Below are 17,663 nucleotides of genomic sequence, written 5' to 3' on the forward strand. Positions count from 1 at the left end.
CTCATACTCCGAATATTGCGAGGTGCAGGAAACCGGCAAACGAGCCCAGCACGGCCCCGTGTACGAACAACAGCCACTCGTCCTGTTTGACGGCTGAGCGTAGTAGTTCACTGAAATCTTCCGGTGAAAGGATGCTCATGCGTTCGGTGACGAAGACACGAATCTTCTCCGACTGGCTCTCGGCGAACTCCGCGTCCTCGAAGACCCTTGGGTACAGATCGAGCACTTCGGTGGTGGCCAGGCCGGGCAGACGCTTGTAGCTCTGCGAACCGACGGTCATCTTGACCACCGACTTTGCCCAGCCGGCGGCGTCGTCGACGGATTCGCGCAGTACCTGATCGAGCATCCGCCGCGTTCGGTCCGAGCGGGGACCTTCGAGGAGTTCGGTGCCGATGTTCTCGAGCGTCACGACGTGATCGGCCAGGGTTTTTGCGTACCCGGCGATGATCTCGGTGCGGCGTTTCAGGAAAAGTCCCTGCCGCCACGGCACCCAACGGCTGGGGGTGATCGGCTCGAAGATCATCGTGATGCCGAGGTAGTTCACGATGTATCCGATGATCACACCACCGATGGGAAGCACCCACCACTGCGGAACCAGATGGAGGATTCCAACGAGCACGAAGCCCATCGGGAACCCGAAGTAGAAGCCGAAGTTCTGCATGAACCTGAGCTCTTTGTTGCCCATCGTGCGGAAGATGTCGTTGAGCAGTTTGGGATGCGAGGAGAGGTAGCGGATCACCATCAGCTTCGCGTCGATGAACTCGTCGATGTCCTCTTCGATGCGGTCGGTGATCATGCGCACGCTGGCCGGCAGATCGTCCTCCACCTTGCGGAAGACGGCTTCCTTCACCGACGTCGGAAGGTTGTGCCACAGCTGAGGATTCTCGGCCGTCATGATTCTGGTGACCACGCCGCGCACTTCACTGCGGGAGATGTTCACCAAGTGCTCGGCGATGCTGTCCGGGTCCAGGACGCGATAGAAATCGGCGATGCTGCCGACTTTCGCGAGGGATTTGTCGACGGCGATCGACGCCATCTTCTCCGCCCGCGAGGGGACGATGCCTTGCCAACCGAATCTGCCGTCGCTGGTGATCGCGGGGATCACCTGGACGCGTCGGGGGAGGAACGGGAAGAGCAGTTTGAGGCCGGGCACTTTGATCCCGTGGAAGTTGATCGGCGCAAACAGCATCAGGACGCCCGACCAATTGGTGATGTACCCGATGATTCCGGTGAACAAAGGAATGGTGATCAACTGTTCGAGCAAGTGGTCCGGCACCGTCGCACATCCTCCTCATATCCGAGAACCTCACGTTCGGACATGATTGCCGAAACTTCGCTCTTCGTGGGTGTTTCGTTGGCTACTGCTGCGCCTTCCCAGTTGCGTCAGCATAGAGGCCCGACAATTCGGGCTGTAGGTGGGTAGGAAGTTGATGTAACCTCACGTACATGGTCAGTATTGCGCACAACACGACGACGCCGGTTCTCTTCCGGCGCATCGTTTAGCAACTGCTGACCGAACCCTTTCAGCCCCGGGAGTTATCGCCCCGGGGCTTTCCTGTTTCGTCGCTCCGTGTGCGTCTCCCCTTGAACGATTTGGAGAGCTCTCATGAGCGTTGACCACCGCGAACTCGGGCGCGAACTGGAGTTTTTCGCCACCACCCCCATAGTCGGAGCCGGCCTTCCGCTCTGGTTACCGGACGGCGCCGTCATCAGGAACGAACTCGAAAAGTTCGCCGCCGAACAAGCAGCGCGCTCCGGTTGTCAGGGTGTCTATACCCCGGTTATGGCGAAGAAAGAGTTGTACGAGAGATCTGGTCATTGGTCCAAGTTCTCGGAAGACATGTTCCCCGAAATGAAGATAGGCGGAGAGTCATTTCTCCTTCGTCCGGCTAACTGTCCTCATCACGCTCAGGTATTCGCCGCTCGCGGTCGTAGTTATCGCGAGCTACCTTTCCGCGTTCGTGAACTCGGCTCGATGTTCCGTAGCGAACTCTCCGGAGTTCTCAGCGGATTGAGTCGAGTCCGACAGATCAATCTCGACGACGCACATGTCTTCTGTAGTCGTGAACAAGTGCAAGCGGAAGTGATCGTCGCGCTCGACGCGATCGAGCGCTGCTACTCGACTCTGGGGATTGCCGAACGGGAGTACCGCCTCTCGATCAGAGGGGGAGAGGGGCAGTACCTCGGCACCGACGAGCACTGGGCGGACGCCGAGGATCACCTTCGCGAGGCGCTGAATGCACGCTCGATCGAGTACGTGGAAGCGAAGGGGGAGGCAGCGTTCTACGGTCCCAAGATCGACGTCCAGGTGCGAGACGCGCACGGCCGCGAGGAAACACTCTCGACCGTGCAACTCGACTTCAATCAACCGGAGCGGTTCGACCTCGAGTACACCGCTGAGGACGGATCCAAGGCTCGCCCCGTCATGATCCATCGGGGCTTGCTCGGGTCGATGGAACGCATGACTGCGCTTTTGATCGAAAGGTTCGAAGGGCGGATGCCGCCGTGGCTGGCACCCAACCAAGTCTCGATTCTGCCCGTCGGCGACCGGCACCAGGTTGAGGCCGAGCGTTTGCGGGCCGATCTCGAGGCTCGCGATGTTCGAGTGGCGATCGCGCCTGACGGATCGTTGGGACGTCGCATCCGCGAGGCACGCACTCACCGTGACCCGTACATCGCGGTGATCGGGGACAACGAGGTGCACGGCGGCACCGTCGACGTTCTGGTCCCCGCGCGTGGTGGGCGGGCGGTCGTCGATGCGAGTGTGTTTGTCGCTCAGGTGGTCTCGGGCATCGAAGAGCGTGCCCTGCTTCCGGCAGGCTTCTAGCCGACGGGTAGTTCGTGGAGCGCGCGCACCAGTGGCGCGAGTTCGGGCGTTTTGCATGCCTCGTCGAGTGCGGCCTCGAGGGTGGCGTCGTGCGTCGGCCGTGCGCTTTCGAGAAGTTCGCGGCCGGCCGGCGTCAGTTCGGTGTAGATGCCTCGACGGTCGTCGGCGCACAGGATGCGCGTCAGTAGTCCTCGATCTTCGAGCCGATTGACCAAGCGCGTCGTGGCGCTGCTGCTCAGTGCGGCAGCGCGAGCCAGTTGGGCCATACGCATGTGCCAGCCATCCTGGCGGCTCAGTGCGTCGAGCACGGTGTATTCGACGACGGACAGTTTGTGCTCACGCTGGAGCGCGCGTTCCAGTTCGGTGTCGAGGGCGCCGTGCAGTGCTGCGAGCGTGCGCCACCCTTGCGAACGGATTTCGACTGCGTCGTCGGCGATCCCCATGTGATTCTCCTTGTCCATTTCCTGCGACTCCAGGTTACCAGCTTGCGCATGTAGCGCGCGCGTGCAACTATTTATAGCGCGCCTGCAACTACTGCACACGCCCGCTAACGGCTTACGCGTAAATCTGTGAAAGGAACATCGAGATGCCATTGGGTCTCATTGCCCTCGCTATGGGCGGGTTCGGGATCGGCCTCACCGAATTTGTCATCATGGGCCTCCTGCCCGAGGTCTCGGCTGATTTCGAGGTCACCGAGTCCGTCGCGGGCTACCTGATCTCGGGCTACGCACTGTCGGTGGCGATCGGCGCGATCCTCCTGACCGCTGCCGTCACCCGCTTCGAGCGCAAGAAGGTCCTTCTCTCGCTCATATTGCTGTTCATCATCGGCAACCTGATGTCCGCGCTCGCGCCCTCCTACGAGGTCATGATGGGCGGACGCATCGTCGCGGCACTGTGCCACGGTGCGTTCTTCGGGATCGGTTCGGTGGTTGCCGCCGACATGGTGGCGCCCAACAAGCGTGCCGGCGCCATCGCGATGATGTTCGCGGGCCTGACCATCGCCAACGTTCTCGGCGTTCCGTTCGGCACTCTGCTGGGCCAGCAACTCGGATGGCGCTCGACGTTCTGGGCCATCACCGTCATCGGCGTCATCGCGCTCATCGGAATTGCAGCACTCGTCCCGACGACGCCCGCCAGCACGACCGGCGGCGGATTGCGCGGAGAGTTGGGGGCATTCCGCAACAAGCAGGTATGGCTCTCGATCGCCATCACCATCCTCGGCTACGGCGGAATGTTCGGAGCCTTCACCTACATCGCCTTCACCCTCACCGAGGTCACCGGCTTCGCGACGTCCAGCGTTCCGTGGCTGCTCATCCTCTTCGGCTCGGGCCTGTTCGTCGGTAACTTCCTCGGAGCCAAAGCGGCCGACCGCTCGCTGACGAAGTCGCTGGTCTGGATTCTCGCGATCCTGACCGTCGTTCTGATCGTGTTCGCCGCCACCGCCGAGAGCAAGGTCATGACCGTGATCTCACTGTTCTTCATGGGCGCCTTCGGTTTTGCGACGGTACCCGGGTTGCAGATGCGGATCATGAACTACGCGTCGGCCGCACCGACCATGGCGTCGGGTGCAAATATTGCCGCCTTCAACGTCGGCAACGCGCTCGGGGCATGGCTGGGCGGAATCACCATCGCCGCGGGACTCGGCTTCACCTCCCCGATCTGGATGGGGGCGGCGGTCACCGTCGCCGGTCTGCTGGTCCTGATCGTCGCGGCGAAGATCGACCGCCCGGCAGCGTCAGAGCAGTCGACGTCGAGCATCTCGCTGCACCCGACCGCCGCCTGAACGTGGCCATTGCGCTCTGATCCCATCGCGTGAACGTATCGCTCCCCTTGTCCAACAAGGGGAGCGATACGTTCACGCGGGTCAGGTGAGGCGGAATTCGGCGGTCACCCCGGAGAACGGCGAAATCGCGCCGCTACCCCGAGCCTTCGACGCACCGAAGTGTTGGACTCGATACGTACCCGCCGGAGTATCGGCCGGAACATCCCACGTGATGCGAACGACCGAACCGTTGCTCCCGACCCGGCGCCAGTGCAGTTTGGTGGACCAGTCGTTGTCGTCGGCGACCCGTGTCCAGGATCCGCCGGTATTTCGCTGGATCTCGTAGAAGGTCCCGTTTCGGTGAGTGTCGTTCTTGGGGTGGCCGGTGACGAACTCGACGGCAACCTGTGCACCCGGTGAGCCGTCGCCGGGCTGGACGGTCGCATCGCCGAATTGTGTTCCCGGCAAGGGCTCGTCGAAGTCGACGCCAGGTCCGAAGCTGGGTTGGAACCCGGACAGGTCGGCCGGCGCGGGGCCGCGAGGAGGTTCGGTGCCGTCGCGCATCGCGGCTGCGAGAGCGGCGTACCCCTGTTGATAGGCCGGCAGTGTGTAACGGCCGAACATCGTCGAGCCGCCCTCGTACTGCTGCGAATCGTATTCCTGTGGCGTGGTGCAGTAGCTCGAGTACGAGTTCGCGTAGCCCTGGAAGATGACGTTCTCGAGGGGAACTCCAAGCTCCTCGGCGACGGTTCGACGCACTCGTAATCCGGAGACGATGGTGAATTCCGCAGGGCCACCGACGATGTAGAACTGGCCGATCCGCAGGATCTGGATCTTCAGTACGTTCGGCACCCATCCGCCCGGTGGCAACAGGCCGACCGGAACGACTACGAGCTTGGGTGCCTGTGCATCTTGAAGCCATTGAGGCACAGGAGCATCCATGCCGCCCAAGGCGTCGATCATGGGGTTTCGGGTGCCTTCGGGGAAGATCGGAATTGCCGGCCCGTCCTCGACGCTTCCGGCGCTCATTGCCGCACCGATCGCTGCCGGAGCAGTGCGGTGCTCGCGCCCGTCCGGGGTGAATCTTCCGCTCACCACCTGATTTGCCATGTCCAGGTACATGATCCGACTGTCGACACCACCAGTGACGGTTTCGGAGGCCGAATCGAAGGCAGTTTGAGCCGCCGCAACCTGGCGCAGCCCGATGATGCGTGCATTCTCGAATTCGTCCTCGGTCGGTCCGCGTCCGGGCTCGAGGAAGAGGTTCGGTGACATGTCGCCGCTGTTGGTCTGCGGAAAAGCGGCAATGAAGCTGGTGTCGCCGTCGAGGTAGCGCACACCCCGGTCGTCGTGCTCCCAGAAGTACGCCGCGGCGCCCTTGTTGTCCCCGGAGATGAGATGGTTCTCGTTCGTGAGCGAGGCGCAGTGGGTGGCGAACCAGTTGATCGCCCCGATGTCCTTGCTGCCCCGACTGATCCGCATGACACGCATGTGGTGATCGTTGCCACCGGGGTAGTAGGCCTTGTCCTCTTCGGGGTTGAGGTCGAACGCCACTCGTGATCGGTTGACGCTGGCATCGGTGAGATCGGACCGCCCGAAACGGACGGAGCCCGGCGCCAGGTTCTCGTGGGCAGCGCTGATCGCCTCGACCATGCCGTTGACCTCGGCTTCGAACACCTGCAGTTCGAAGCCGAGAACTGCGAGGTTGTACGCGTAGTTGTGCGAGGCCCCGCCACATGCCGCGTGTGAATGGATGGCCGTCAACATGACGTTGCGTTCGGTGTAGATGTCGCCGAATTTCCCAGCCAGCCGGCGTAGGACCTCGTCGTGAACGGACTGGAAGATCATGCAGTTGTCGACGCACACGTAGGCGACCCGTGACCCGCCGGACTCGAAGATGAAGGCGCGTGCGCGCATTCGCTGGTGCAGTCCTTCGGCGCGTTGGTCGAAGCTCGAGTAGCCCATCATGCCGACCTCGGCGACCGGTCCGGTCACATCGGAGATCCCGACGCCCACCTGCAACGACGACGACTTGTCGGTACGTGCGGGTGAAACGGTGCGTGCCGGCGAAGCTGCGACGGCGTGGTTCGTCGACAGAGCGGCGAGCGCAGGTGCGGCGGCAGCGCCTGCCAGTACGGTGCGTCGGGTGATCTGCACGAGTGTCCTTTCGGGCGGTCTGACGTGAGTTGGTCAACCGTCCAGGAGTGTAGCCCGAGTCACACGTGACCGAAAGGGGTGCCGTCGGCCGACACTCAGATCGTTGTCGCCTCCCCGAACGTCATCGCCAGGTTTTTGATGGTCGTGGTCATCAGGGCCCGGCGGGGGAGTCCCAGTTTCCGAAGCTCCGCCGCCATCGGGTGACTACCCAGCTGAACCTCTGCTCCACCAGGGCGCGATTTGACGCCGGTCGGCGCCATGTCCCACGACGTGCACCTGGTTGCGCCGTCGAGATGCGAGTACGCGGCCAACGACATGTTGGCTCCGCCGCCAGGCACGCTGACGCCGGACTTCACACTCAACTGTGTGATGAGTTTGCCGTCGCGCGAGACGGATCCGCGCTTGACCGAGCCGACGTGCTCGGTGTCGAACTCGGCGAGCACCTTCGGGAATCCCCAGATTTCCCGGCCGGCGGCCTTGGTGAACTCTCCGTCCACCGGCAACTCGTGAATGAGTGCCCCTGCAGTTCCGGCAGCGAGCGAACGTAGATCTCCCAGCACCGAGGTTTCGGGAGGCGCAGTGTGGCTGCGTACCATGTACGTCACTCCGAATTCGTTGTACGGCCCCAGATCCCCGTCGATGTAGTCGACAAAAACCAGGCCGCACAGCGCCCGGCCGGGACGGTACTGGAGCACGGTCAAGCCGGTGTAATCGATGATCGACTGCGCGGTTGCGCTGGGTACCGAGTACAACGCCATGAAGGCAGACGCGGTGCGAACTTCGACGGGCATCTCGACCTTCTTGCCCAGAATCGTGTAGCTCATGGCGCGACCACCCCGCGGAGCCCGTCGGATCCGTAGACGGGTTCGAGCATCGAGCGGAAATCCGGTCCGCGGCGCAGCATTTGGCCTCCGTCAACGTTGATGATCTGCCCGGTGATCCAGGTGGACTGCGGTCCGAGGAGGAAGGAAGCGAGTCCGGCGACGTCCTCGACCTCGCCGACGCGTTCGAGCGGAGTGTTGGCCAGGTAATCGTCCAGGATGGGGCCACCGTCGGTGATGAGCGCGACCAGATCCGTTCGGGTCAGACCCGGCCGGATCGCATTGACACGAATGTTGCTGGCGCCCAGTTCGTCTGCCGCCAATTGCACCAGGTGGTCGACGCCGGACTTCGAGACACCGTACGCGCCGAACCAGCGATGTGTGTTGCTGCTGGCGATCGACGAGATCGCGACGATGGATCCACCGCCGCCTGCCACCAGCGCCCGAGCGCCGTGCTTGATCGTCAGCATGGTCCCCGTGACGTTGAGGTCGACGGTGCGGCGCCACGCGTCGATGTCGAGTTGCGTGACCGGGGCGATGGTTTCGTTCCCGCCGGCGCAGGCCACCACTCCGTCGAGCTTTCCGGTGACGGAGACCGCCGCGGCGACAGTGGCGACGACGTCTGCTTCGATTGTGACATCGGTAGGGGAGACGCTGACCGATCCTTCCTGACTCGACTGACGGATCGATTCGGCGGAAGCTTCGAGTTTCTCCTTGTTGCGTCCGCAGATCGTGACGTGAGCGCCAGACGCAACCAGCGAACGAGCGATGCCCAGGCCGATGCCACTACCGCCGCCGGTCACCAGTATCGATGTGCCGGCGAAAGTGGGTATGCCCGCTGAGGCGGTGTCGTCGTCCATGCGTGTCTCCTGGTCGTTGCTCCGGCGGGCTCGCGTGCAGATTCTGGAGGTTTTCCGGTTCGGCTTCGGTGAAAACGCCCCACGCTATATAGGAACAGGTTCTACTTATTGAGGCAAGGGTTGTGCGAGAGGTGGAGTGATGGCTACCAGACCGACCTTCGATTTGATCGACGGACGCTTCTACAGCGGAGACCTCGGGAATGTGCGCGACGCATACGCCTGGATGCGTGATCACGAGCCCGTGTACCGAGACGACGCCAACGGAATCACCGCGGCCGCGAGCTACGACGCCGTCGTCGCAGCCGAGCGGGATCCCGAACTGTTCTCCAACGCCGGCGGCATCCGCCCCGAAACGGGTCCGTTGCCGCAGATGATCGACATGGACGACCCGCAGCACCTCACGCGTCGACGCTTGGTCAACGCGGGTTTCACACGTAAGAAGGTCGAAGCCAAGGCCGGCCGTATCCGGGAGATCTGCGATCAACTGATCGACGCCGTCTGTGAGAAAGGAGAAGCCGACTTCGTCGCAGACCTGGCCGCACCACTTCCCATGGCCGTCATCGGCGACATGTTGGGTGTCCGTCCCGAGGAACGCGCGTTGTTTCTGCGGTGGTCGGATGATCTGGTGAAGGCATTGGGAAGCAACGCTTCCCAGGAGCAACTGCAGGCCATGATGGCTGCGTATGTCGACTTCACCGCGTACATGATGCGAACCATTGCCGAGCGGAGGAGCGAGCCGGCCGACGATTTGGTGAGCACATTGATTCACAGTGCGGTCGACGGCGAGGCCCTCTCCGATCAGGAAATCGTCAACGAGTCCCTACTGATACTCATCGGCGGTGACGAGACCACACGGCACGTCCTGAGCGGCGGCATGGAGCAGCTGCTGCGCCATCCGGACCAGCATCGAGCGCTGGCCGACGATCCCGATGCCATTCCCTTGGCAATGGAGGAGATGTTGCGGTGGTCCTCGCCGATCAAGAACATGGCTCGAACTCTGACCCGTGATACCGATTTCTTCGGTGCGCAGTTGAAGGCAGGTGAGAAGATGCTGCTGCTCTTCGAATCGGCGAATTTCGACGAGTCCGTGTTCCTGAACGCCGAACGGTTCGATACCGGCCGCACACCGAATCCACACGTGGCCTTCGGCTTCGGAACGCATTTCTGTCTGGGTAATCAGCTGGCCAGGCTCGAGGGACGGATCATGTTCGAGCAACTCTTCGCCAGGCTGCCGGGAATGGCACTTGCCACCGACGCGCCGTTGCAGCGGCGTGCCGCCAACTTCGTGTCCGGTCTCGAATCGATGCCGGTGCGGTTTACCGCTTCGGCGCCGTCAGCCGGGTAGTTGGCAGTTGGGAGGCGCAGCATCTTCGGAGAGGGGGCTGCCCGCCGGATTGACGTAGACGACCTCGAGTACCAATGGTGTTGTCTGCGAGTTGTTTCCGATGTGCACATGATCTGAACCGCTCGGTTCGATCAAAGTATTTCCGGCGCTGTAGATCCCGTCGACGGAGCAATCGGATCGGTAGTGGCTCAACGTGCCCTGCGCGATCAGTGCGTAGAGCGTCCCGTCGTGGAAGTGCCAACCGGTGGAACCGCCGGGGTCGATGGTGATCTGACGCAGGATGTAGTCCTTGCCGTCGAAAGTCACCTGCCCGAGAATTTCACCGTGTACTCCCGTGCTCGGTGTTGCCGACGCATTGATCGGCGTCAGAGACAGCCCGATCGCTGCGGACACTGCAAGCAGAACCTGATGGCGTTTACGCATGAGCGGCCCTCCCAGACGGATGTGCTCCTGAGTGTCCTCCGTCGATGCCCGGTTTATCCCAGTTTTCGTGGATCCAGCACTGCGAAGGCAGAGGTATGCCCTTGAGAGGCGGTTACGCTCGTGCCATGCAGCAAGTCGCGACGAGGCGCCGGAGCCAGCCGCCGCCTGCGCGCTTCATGTTCGAGGCATTGATCGATCCGTACCGCCAGCCCGCCCGGCACTGGCTGGAACTTCTCGAGAGCGAGATCGCACCGGAGATCGTCAGGGCTGAAGAACCGGGGCTGGTGATCTGGTCGTCGATCTGGCCGGACCGCCCCGACGCCGTCATCCGATTCGACATCGAGGCGGTCGGAAACAGCACGATGCTGCGTTGGACGCTTTTCCTCGAAGATCCGATACCGTCCGAGGCGGAGGTCGTGCGGATGCGAAAGCGGCTCAACACCTTGATAAATGCGAATCTCAGGTTCAACTTCGGCCAATAGTTCGCCAAAAGCGGGAACTCTGTGGGCGCCCGTCCCGCCTACCTGCAATTGCGATACGGCATGGACAAAGCCGCCGGCACCGAAAAGGTGTCCAGCGGCTTCACAGCGTCGGTGCTCGTCTTGCGCCTCTCGGCAAGTGGCCGCTCGAATCGGCATTTCTTTCGGTGGTATCCGGGGCAAAGAACTTCAGCACCGATGGCCTGTCGAGATGCAGCGAAGATTGGCGGGACGTGCGCCGCCACTTTGGTGGGCTTCGGGCGAGTCTCCGAAGCCCGCCAAAGTAGTTGCTTCGGCTCCAATAGCTTCTGAAAACTCAGACCGCAGGATCGGAGCGGCGCCGGTGAGGATTCGCGGTGTGAGCAGAGTAAGTAACGATGCGCTGGCCGACCCGTGCGGCCATGAGAGTGGAGACGCCGCTGGGCAGTAGCGGGTCATAGCCGGTGAGTTCGGCGATGCGGGAGAGCCGGTAGGTAACTGTGTTGCGATGGATGAACAGTGCCTGGGCGGAGACGTTGTGGTTGAACTCGCTGTCGATGAACGCATCGAGCGTCTCCAGCAGCGCAGGATGATCGGCAAGGGGATCGAGTAACGCTGCCAGAGCCGTCAGCGTGGGTCCGCCCGCAGCCACGGAATACTCGAATATCATGCGATTTCGGGTGCAGACCGTTTCAGCCCGGCCGAGGGCGCGGGCGGTCTCGGCGACGGTCCGTGCTTCGGCATAGGCCCCGGGGATGTCCGCCCGCGTAAGTGCGGTCGCGACCCCAATCCAGAATTCAGACTGAATGGCACTGTTGGACAGTACGATTCGGCTGGCTAACGCCGACGCCGGATCGCGTTCGTCGCCCGGGCGCAGGGGGACGAGCGCGATCCAACCGCCGTTGTCGCGGTAGAGGAAGGTGCCCGGGAGCAGCCCGAGCCGGTCGCGGAGGGCGGTGAGGGTGCCGGGCGCCGGTTGACCGAGTCGTACCGCGGCAACGATGAACGATTCCGCGATGGGGATCTCGGGTGCGCCCGTCCATCCGCTGACCTCGCGTCCAGCGAGCAGGTCGGCGGCGATCTCGCCTTGGCGTTCCAGGATGTCCCAGCGTGGCTGCCGGCTGTCCTCGATCAGGGTGGTGGCGATGTGTGTGACCACCAGATTGAGGTAGTTGGTCAGGCACAGCCCGAGTTTGGGCAATAGCGGGTACTCATCTGGTTCGAGGGCCAGGATGGACTCGCTCCATAGGAATGCGGTGCCGACCCGGTAGTTGGTCAGAATCTCCTCGAGGGACATGCCGTCACGGATCAGTCGCAACGCTCGTTCGACGATCGGGCGGGTGTCTTCCCTGGTCAGTTCGTGTTCCATGACGAGTGACCGGAAGAACAATGCGATGTTGAGCTGCACGCTGGGCACGAAGTCTGCGTCCAGCATGGAGTGCGGCAGCAGGTCGTCGGTCTTTAGAGTGGTGGCCAAGCCGGCCGCCCGGGCGTGCGCCCGGGCGATCACGTGCTGCCATTGCTCGTCGTGCGCGGGCCCGGGTTCGGGGGAATGCGCCATATTGCCTCCTCAGTCACTGGTACCCACGACCAATTCGCTCAAGCTCCTGGGAAGCCTGCGGGCAGAGGGGCGGGGGACCCGAGATTGAACTTCGGACCTGGGGACAAGCCGCGCAGTACGGCGCTGGTCCACGCTACCGCCGGAGCCCAACCGGTGACGGCATTGAGTCCGTGCTCGGGCAACGGTACGGTGATGAACCGCATGTCGGCACCGCTGTCCCAGTACTTGTTCACTGTCGGCAGCACTGTCGAGGGTGGCACGATCTCGTCCCAGATGCCGTGCCACCACAGGATCGGGCTGTCCGGGATGTGCTTGCCGAGACTGTTTTCTTCGAGCACTTGCATGACCGCAGGTTCGGTGTCCAACGATTTACCTGGCTTGAAATATGCGCTGAGTGGGCGGTAAGCCCCTGAGGGCGCGATGGTGATGACACAGCGAGATTGGAAATCGCGCAGCAATTGCTGGCCTTCCTCGGTGAGCAATTCCTCAGGCCGGAACACGTCCGGGTATTCCCGTGCCAAGGCTACGAACCCGAGCCACATGGTGAAATTTCCGGCTCCCGCGAGTCCGGGGTGCGGCTGCACTGCATATCGTGCGATGCCGGTGAGGCTGCCTGGGGTGGCGCCCGCGGCCGTGCCCAGCAGCCGTACGTCGGGCGCGTAGGTCGCACGCAGTTCGGCAGCGCGCATCGATCCCGAGCCGCCACCGGAGTATCCGTACAACGCGATGCCGGGATCGGCCAGGCCCAGCCCCTCATCGTTCTTCACCGCGCGCAGGCTGTCCAGCACCATCTTGCCCTCGGCATAGGTGTTGAACGTGTTGAACTTGCCGTCGAAGTCGGGGACGTTGATGGCGAAGCCCTGCGCCAGCCAACCGGCCACGAGCGGGGACTCCTTCATCGTGCCGACCTGCAAGGTGTGCGACGGATTGCAGGACGAATCGGTGGAGTCGATGGCCTCCTGGAACGAGACCACCGGCCGGGTACTTCCCTGCCACGGAATGCCTGGCACGATGACCGTCGTGGCTGTCACGATCGGATTGTCGTGGACATCGTTGGATCGGAAGAGTAGTTGCTTGGTGTAGACGGGAACCGGAATACCGACCAACCGGGTCTGCACCTCCCGAGTGCGCACAATCTGACCAGGTGCATAGGACGCGAGGTCCTCCGGATCGTTGTACCAGGGGTCTTCCGAGGGGGTCGGAATCGGCAGCTGATCGTAGAGTTGCGGTTCGGACGGCAGTTGTGGGAGCTGGTTCTGGTCCGGAGGAAATACGATATCGGTGGGATCACCCGCCGCAGTATTCGCACCGACCAGCACAGCTACCGCGGATATCATTGCCACAGTCGAGTGTCGCAACCACGTCTTACTCATTTAGCCTCCAGCGTCATCGCCATGAGGTGAAAGCCTCCAGGCGTCTGGAACAAGAACACCGCATGACGCGGTGTGAAATCTTCGGCACGATCCCAGCGGTGATTGCAATTATTAGTGCATGTGCACAATCGAATCGGCTGCGCTTCATCTGACTGGACAGGAATTGCTGGCGGGACGCTCCAGGAAGGACGCGATGCGCGTAGGCCCCGGTATCGAGTAGGGCAATCTACGGTCCCCTGGGGGGAAATGCTGGGAACCGATGTTCTATTCGTAGCCACATCGTTTCCCTCTTCGCAGCGAATACTTTCGGTGAAAACGTATGCCGGTGGGAACTTTCCCGGCAGGGTAAACGTAGAGTAAAGAACAAGGCTTCTTTCGCATCGACAGAGAGACCCATGGACAGCCACAGACCCAGGCCGGACACACCGCACTACGTGAACGCATGTGATGGCGAGGTGTCCGGCTCATGATGATCGCCCTGACACTGCTGCTCGGTGTGCTGGTCGTTCTGCTGATCACCGCAGTGACCGGCTACTTCGTTGCCCAAGAGTTCGCCTACATGGCCGTGGACCGATCCCGGCTCAATTCACTCGCCCAGGCCGGCGATTTGGGGGCGCAGCGGGCTCTGGCGGTGACGCGACGCACCTCGTTCATGCTTTCCGGCGCCCAGCTGGGCATCACCGTCACCGGTCTGCTCGTCGGTTACGTCGCCGAACCTCTCATCGGTGAATCGCTGGGAACGATCTTCGGTGGCATCGGCATTCCCACCGCCGTCGGGCTCGCGATCGGTGCCGTGCTGGCTTTGCTGTTCTCCACTCTGGTCCAGATGCTCTTCGGTGAGCTCTTTCCGAAGAACCTGGCCATCGCCCGTCCCGAACCGGTGGCCCGGTGGCTAGCTCGCTCGACCACCCTCTATCTGAAACTGTTCGGCTGGCTGATCTGGATCTTCGACCAAGCGTCGAACCTGCTACTTCGTGCCCTGAAGATCGAGCCGGTGCACGACGTCGAACACTCCGCCTCCGCCCGCGACCTCGAGCACATCGTCGCCGAATCCCGCGAAACTGGGACTCTGCCGCCCGAGTTGTCGACGATGCTCGATCGTATTCTCGATTTCCCCACTCGTCCGGTGGAGCACGCGATGATCCCGCGCACCCATGTCGACACCGTCCGCGCTGACGACTCCCTCGACCACGTCATCACTCTCATGGGGCGAGGGCACTCCAGATATCCCGTCGTGGGAGCAGATTCCGAGGACATCGTCGGCGTCATCCACCTCCAGGATGTTCTCGGCCTGACACCGACCACTGATCTGACCGTGCGCGCACTCACCCGCTCCGCCCTGATCTTCCCGACCACACTTCCCCTGCCGAAGGCCCTGGCCGAACTCACCGACAGCAAGAACCAACTCGCTTGCGTCATCGACGAATACGGTGGATTCGCCGGAATTATCACCCTCGAGGACATCGCCGAAGAACTCGTCGGCGAAATCACCGACGAACACGACCCCGATCTGCCACTCGAACTACCCAGCGAGGACGGATCGTGGACCGTCGACGGTGGCGTGCACCTCGACGAGATCGAACGCACCATCGGACACGACCTCCCGAGCGGTGACTACGAGACGATCGCCGGCTTCACCATCGCTCATCATGGCGAACTTCCGGCCGAAGGGACCCGAATCCGCGTCGAATTGCCACCTGATCCCGCCGACCTGATTTCCGACGGCGAACAACCCCGACATTCACTGGTCATCGATGTCCTGTCCGTCGAGCGGCACGTCCCGGCATCACTACGACTACGCCTCGACCCCACCGAGATGGCCGGGACTGAAGCCGCGGAGGAGAACCGATGAGCAATCCCTGGATCGTCATTGCGATCACCGTCGGCCTCATCGCATTGAGCGCCTTCTTCGTCGCCGTCGAATTCGCCCTCATTTCCGCCAAACGGCACCGCCTCGAAGACGCCGCCCCCAACAGCCGCTCCGCCCGAGCCGCTCTGCGCAGCGCCTCCGAGCTGACCGTGCTCCTCGCCGGCTCCCAACTCGGCATCACCGTCTGCACCCTCGCACTCGGCGCGATCACCAAACCCGCCGTCCACCACTGGCTCACCCCTGCCTTCTCGAATTGGGGTATGCCGCTGTGGATCGCCGACGTCGCCGGTTTCGTTCTCGCGCTGATCATCGTGACTTTCCTGCATCTGGTCGTCGGTGAAATGGCACCGAAATCCTGGGCGATCGCCCACCCCGAGAAATCCGCCACACTGCTCGCCATCCCGATGCGCGGATTCATGTGGATCACCCGGCCTCTACTGCAATCGCTGAACTCGATGGCCAACTGGCTTCTGGTCAAAGTCGGTGTGCAACCGGTCGATCACGTCGGCAGCGGCCAGGACCCCGACGCCTTGCGGCACCTGGTCGAGCACTCCACCAACGTCGGAGCCCTCGACGCCGGATACTCCGCGCAACTCTCCGGCGCCCTCGACATGCAGACCCTGACCGTCCGCGATCTGCTTCCGAGCAACAAAGCTCCGACCTCCGTCACCACATCCGCGACCATGAACCACGTTCGATCGGTATCGAAACAATCAGGGCACCTACGAATCCTCGTTCGCGACAACGGTGTTCCTCTCGGGATCGTGCACGTTCGCGACACCCTGCTCCAACCCGACCACACCCGCGCCGAGGACATCATGCGACCGGCGTTCACCCTTGCGTCCGATACCCCCGTCCACCTCGCACTCGCCTCGATGAGGGAGAGCCGAAATCACCTCGCCGTAGTCACAGACGAACGAACAACGGTCGGCATCATCACTCTCTCCGATGTTCTCTCGCGATTGTTCCCGCGGTCCGAACCAGCAATCTGACTCGGGCTTGGGCACGACGATCAGATCTCAGGTTGCTCGAAGCGATGCTCGAAAGGAACGACCAGATCGTCGTGCCCAACGACCGGTGTTCAGATCAACTCCGGATTCTCGGCGTACACCTCTTCGAGGATCGACATGTCGAACAGTTGGTCCGCCGTAATCTCCAGCCCCGCTTTCGACAGTGCCGCGATGTTCTGTTCGATCAGTTGGGGTGTCATCGTGAACAACCCGTTTGCTTTGGTATCTGCCGACACCACAAGATCGTTCTGTGCGGTGGCTTCCTTGATCTGCTCTTCGAGTTCCAGGTTCTGGTCCTTGCCGTAGACCTCGACGGCAAGCCGTGCCGACTCTGCCGGATCAGCGACCGCATCCTTCCATCCCTGGATCTCGGCCTTCAGGAATGCCTTGAGCTTGTCCCTCTCGTTGTCGATGGTGGACTGGAGAACCGTGAACGATTCGGCGACCAACGGCAAGTTGTAGTCCGCGAAGAGGAAGTGGGCGTTGGGGAAACCTTTGGCGGCCAGTGTGATCGGCTCGTTGGTCACGTAGGAGACCCAGCCGTCCACCTCGCCGTTTGCCAGGGGGCTCGGATCGAACTGCGCGGGCACGATCGTCATCTGGCTTTCGGTCAGGCCGTTTGCTGCCAGGAGAGCTCCGAAGACGAGCTGATTGGAATCCTGGACGCCGATCTTCTTGCCGATCATGTCCTGCGGTGAGTTGATCGGTGCCGCAGCGGAACTGACAATCGCAAACGGATTCTTCTGGAACGTCGCCCCGACGATCCTTGCCTCCAGTCCATCGAGCACAGCGGGGGCTGTGAGCTGCGGTGCGGACATTCCGATCCACACCTTGCCGGTGTCCAAGCCGGCTTCGACGCCGGTACCGGCTGCGCCACCTGCCACCAGGTCTACATTCCCGAACCCTGCATCCTTGTAGTAGCCCTTGTCGAGAGCGAAGTACTCACCGGCGAACTCGATGTTCTTGATCCAGGACAACTGCACTGCAACTGTTCCGAATTCGGAACCGTCGTCCGTGGTTCCGCCACTCGAACTGCTGGAGTCACTGCTACACGCGAGCAATGACGCACTACCGGCGACTGCGATGCCGGTCAGCGCGGAGTAGCGGAAGAAGGCCCTGCGGTCCAGCTGGCGGACGGGCTTGAATGGCGTCATGAATCGGAACACTAGGGCCAGTCGGTTTCGTTCAGTTTGCTT

15 protein-coding genes are annotated in these 17,663 nt (G+C 62.3%); 6 read left to right on the forward strand and 9 right to left on the reverse strand.

Features of this window, described 5'->3' with window-relative positions; all coding sequences use genetic code 11:
* Nucleotide 1 precedes the first annotated feature (1 nt).
* Nucleotides 2–1,276: a hypothetical protein gene (locus FEZ59_RS03830; protein ID WP_019746908.1), complete on the reverse strand. Its 1,275-nt coding sequence runs from the start codon at nt 1,274–1,276 to the stop codon at nt 2–4.
* A gap of 330 nt (nt 1,277–1,606) precedes the next feature.
* On the opposite strand from FEZ59_RS03830, the gene thrS reads away from it, so the two are divergent.
* Entirely contained in the window at nt 1,607–2,827 is a 1,221-nt protein-coding gene (gene thrS / locus FEZ59_RS03835) for a threonine--tRNA ligase (protein ID WP_134998429.1), read from the forward strand.
* Here thrS and FEZ59_RS03840 read toward each other — a convergent pair.
* The gene (locus FEZ59_RS03840; protein WP_003945852.1) at nt 2,824–3,270 is read right to left on the reverse strand and encodes a MarR family transcriptional regulator; all 447 of its coding nucleotides are present in this window, start codon (nt 3,268–3,270) and stop codon (nt 2,824–2,826) included. The genes thrS and FEZ59_RS03840 overlap by 4 nt on opposite strands.
* 143 nt (nt 3,271–3,413) lie before the next feature.
* Here FEZ59_RS03840 and FEZ59_RS03845 point away from each other — a divergent pair, with 143 nt between their 5' ends.
* Nucleotides 3,414–4,610 carry an MFS transporter gene (locus tag FEZ59_RS03845; protein WP_134998428.1) on the forward strand — a complete coding sequence of 399 codons (1,197 nt, stop codon included), beginning with the start codon at nt 3,414–3,416 and terminating at the stop codon, nt 4,608–4,610.
* A gap of 81 nt (nt 4,611–4,691) precedes the next feature.
* Here FEZ59_RS03845 and FEZ59_RS03850 read toward each other — a convergent pair whose 3' ends face one another.
* The 3 genes from FEZ59_RS03850 to FEZ59_RS03860 all read right to left on the reverse strand — a co-directional run bounded on the left by FEZ59_RS03850 (nt 4,692) and on the right by FEZ59_RS03860 (nt 8,427).
* Nucleotides 4,692–6,746 carry a neutral/alkaline ceramidase gene (locus FEZ59_RS03850; protein ID WP_134998427.1) on the reverse strand — a complete coding sequence of 685 codons (2,055 nt, stop codon included), beginning with the start codon at nt 6,744–6,746 and terminating at the stop codon, nt 4,692–4,694.
* A 95-nt stretch (nt 6,747–6,841) separates the two neighbouring features.
* Complete coding sequence (locus tag FEZ59_RS03855; RefSeq protein ID WP_007734116.1) at nt 6,842–7,570, reverse strand: acetoacetate decarboxylase family protein; 729 nt, start codon at nt 7,568–7,570, stop codon at nt 6,842–6,844.
* On the reverse strand, nt 7,567–8,427 hold the full coding sequence (locus FEZ59_RS03860) for an SDR family oxidoreductase (protein ID WP_172932261.1): 861 nt from the start codon (nt 8,425–8,427) through the stop codon (nt 7,567–7,569). The genes FEZ59_RS03855 and FEZ59_RS03860 overlap by 4 nt, the downstream gene beginning before the upstream one ends.
* A 139-nt stretch (nt 8,428–8,566) precedes the next feature.
* Between FEZ59_RS03860 and FEZ59_RS03865 the strand changes: the two genes are divergently transcribed.
* Nucleotides 8,567–9,772: a cytochrome P450 gene (locus tag FEZ59_RS03865; RefSeq protein WP_172932262.1), complete on the forward strand. Its 1,206-nt coding sequence runs from the start codon at nt 8,567–8,569 to the stop codon at nt 9,770–9,772.
* Here FEZ59_RS03865 and FEZ59_RS03870 read toward each other — a convergent pair.
* On the reverse strand, nt 9,761–10,195 hold the full coding sequence (locus FEZ59_RS03870) for a cupin (RefSeq protein WP_003945598.1): 435 nt from the start codon (nt 10,193–10,195) through the stop codon (nt 9,761–9,763). The two genes, FEZ59_RS03865 and FEZ59_RS03870, sit on opposite strands and share 12 nt — an antisense overlap.
* Before the next feature lie 125 nt (nt 10,196–10,320).
* On the opposite strand from FEZ59_RS03870, the gene FEZ59_RS03875 reads away from it, so the two are divergent.
* Nucleotides 10,321–10,677, forward strand: a complete 357-nt coding sequence (locus FEZ59_RS03875) for a hypothetical protein (RefSeq protein WP_030534753.1) — start codon at nt 10,321–10,323, stop codon at nt 10,675–10,677.
* A gap of 313 nt (nt 10,678–10,990) precedes the next feature.
* Here FEZ59_RS03875 and FEZ59_RS03880 read toward each other — a convergent pair whose 3' ends face one another.
* Both FEZ59_RS03880 and FEZ59_RS03885 read right to left on the reverse strand, forming a co-directional pair.
* Nucleotides 10,991–12,214: a helix-turn-helix domain-containing protein gene (locus FEZ59_RS03880; RefSeq protein ID WP_080908928.1), complete on the reverse strand. Its 1,224-nt coding sequence runs from the start codon at nt 12,212–12,214 to the stop codon at nt 10,991–10,993.
* 38 nt (nt 12,215–12,252) lie between these two features.
* Nucleotides 12,253–13,587, reverse strand: coding sequence for a lipase family protein (locus FEZ59_RS03885; protein ID WP_020968441.1), 1,335 nt, complete (start codon nt 13,585–13,587; stop codon nt 12,253–12,255).
* Nucleotides 13,588–14,053: 466 nt separating this feature from the next.
* Here FEZ59_RS03885 and FEZ59_RS03890 point away from each other — a divergent pair, with 466 nt between their 5' ends.
* Nucleotides 14,054–15,439: a hemolysin family protein gene (locus tag FEZ59_RS03890; RefSeq protein ID WP_113682128.1), complete on the forward strand. Its 1,386-nt coding sequence runs from the start codon at nt 14,054–14,056 to the stop codon at nt 15,437–15,439.
* The gene (locus tag FEZ59_RS03895; RefSeq protein WP_172932263.1) at nt 15,436–16,449 is read left to right on the forward strand and encodes a hemolysin family protein; all 1,014 of its coding nucleotides are present in this window, start codon (nt 15,436–15,438) and stop codon (nt 16,447–16,449) included. Before FEZ59_RS03890 ends, FEZ59_RS03895 begins: the two co-directional genes overlap by 4 nt.
* An 89-nt stretch (nt 16,450–16,538) precedes the next feature.
* On the opposite strand, the gene FEZ59_RS03900 is transcribed toward FEZ59_RS03895, so the two are convergent.
* Nucleotides 16,539–17,621: an ABC transporter substrate-binding protein gene (locus tag FEZ59_RS03900; protein WP_070385860.1), complete on the reverse strand. Its 1,083-nt coding sequence runs from the start codon at nt 17,619–17,621 to the stop codon at nt 16,539–16,541.
* Nucleotides 17,622–17,663 lie beyond the last annotated feature (42 nt).

The organism is Rhodococcus sp. MS13 (assembly GCF_013277835.1).
Taxonomy (GTDB): domain Bacteria; phylum Actinomycetota; class Actinomycetes; order Mycobacteriales; family Mycobacteriaceae; genus Rhodococcus_F; species Rhodococcus_F erythropolis.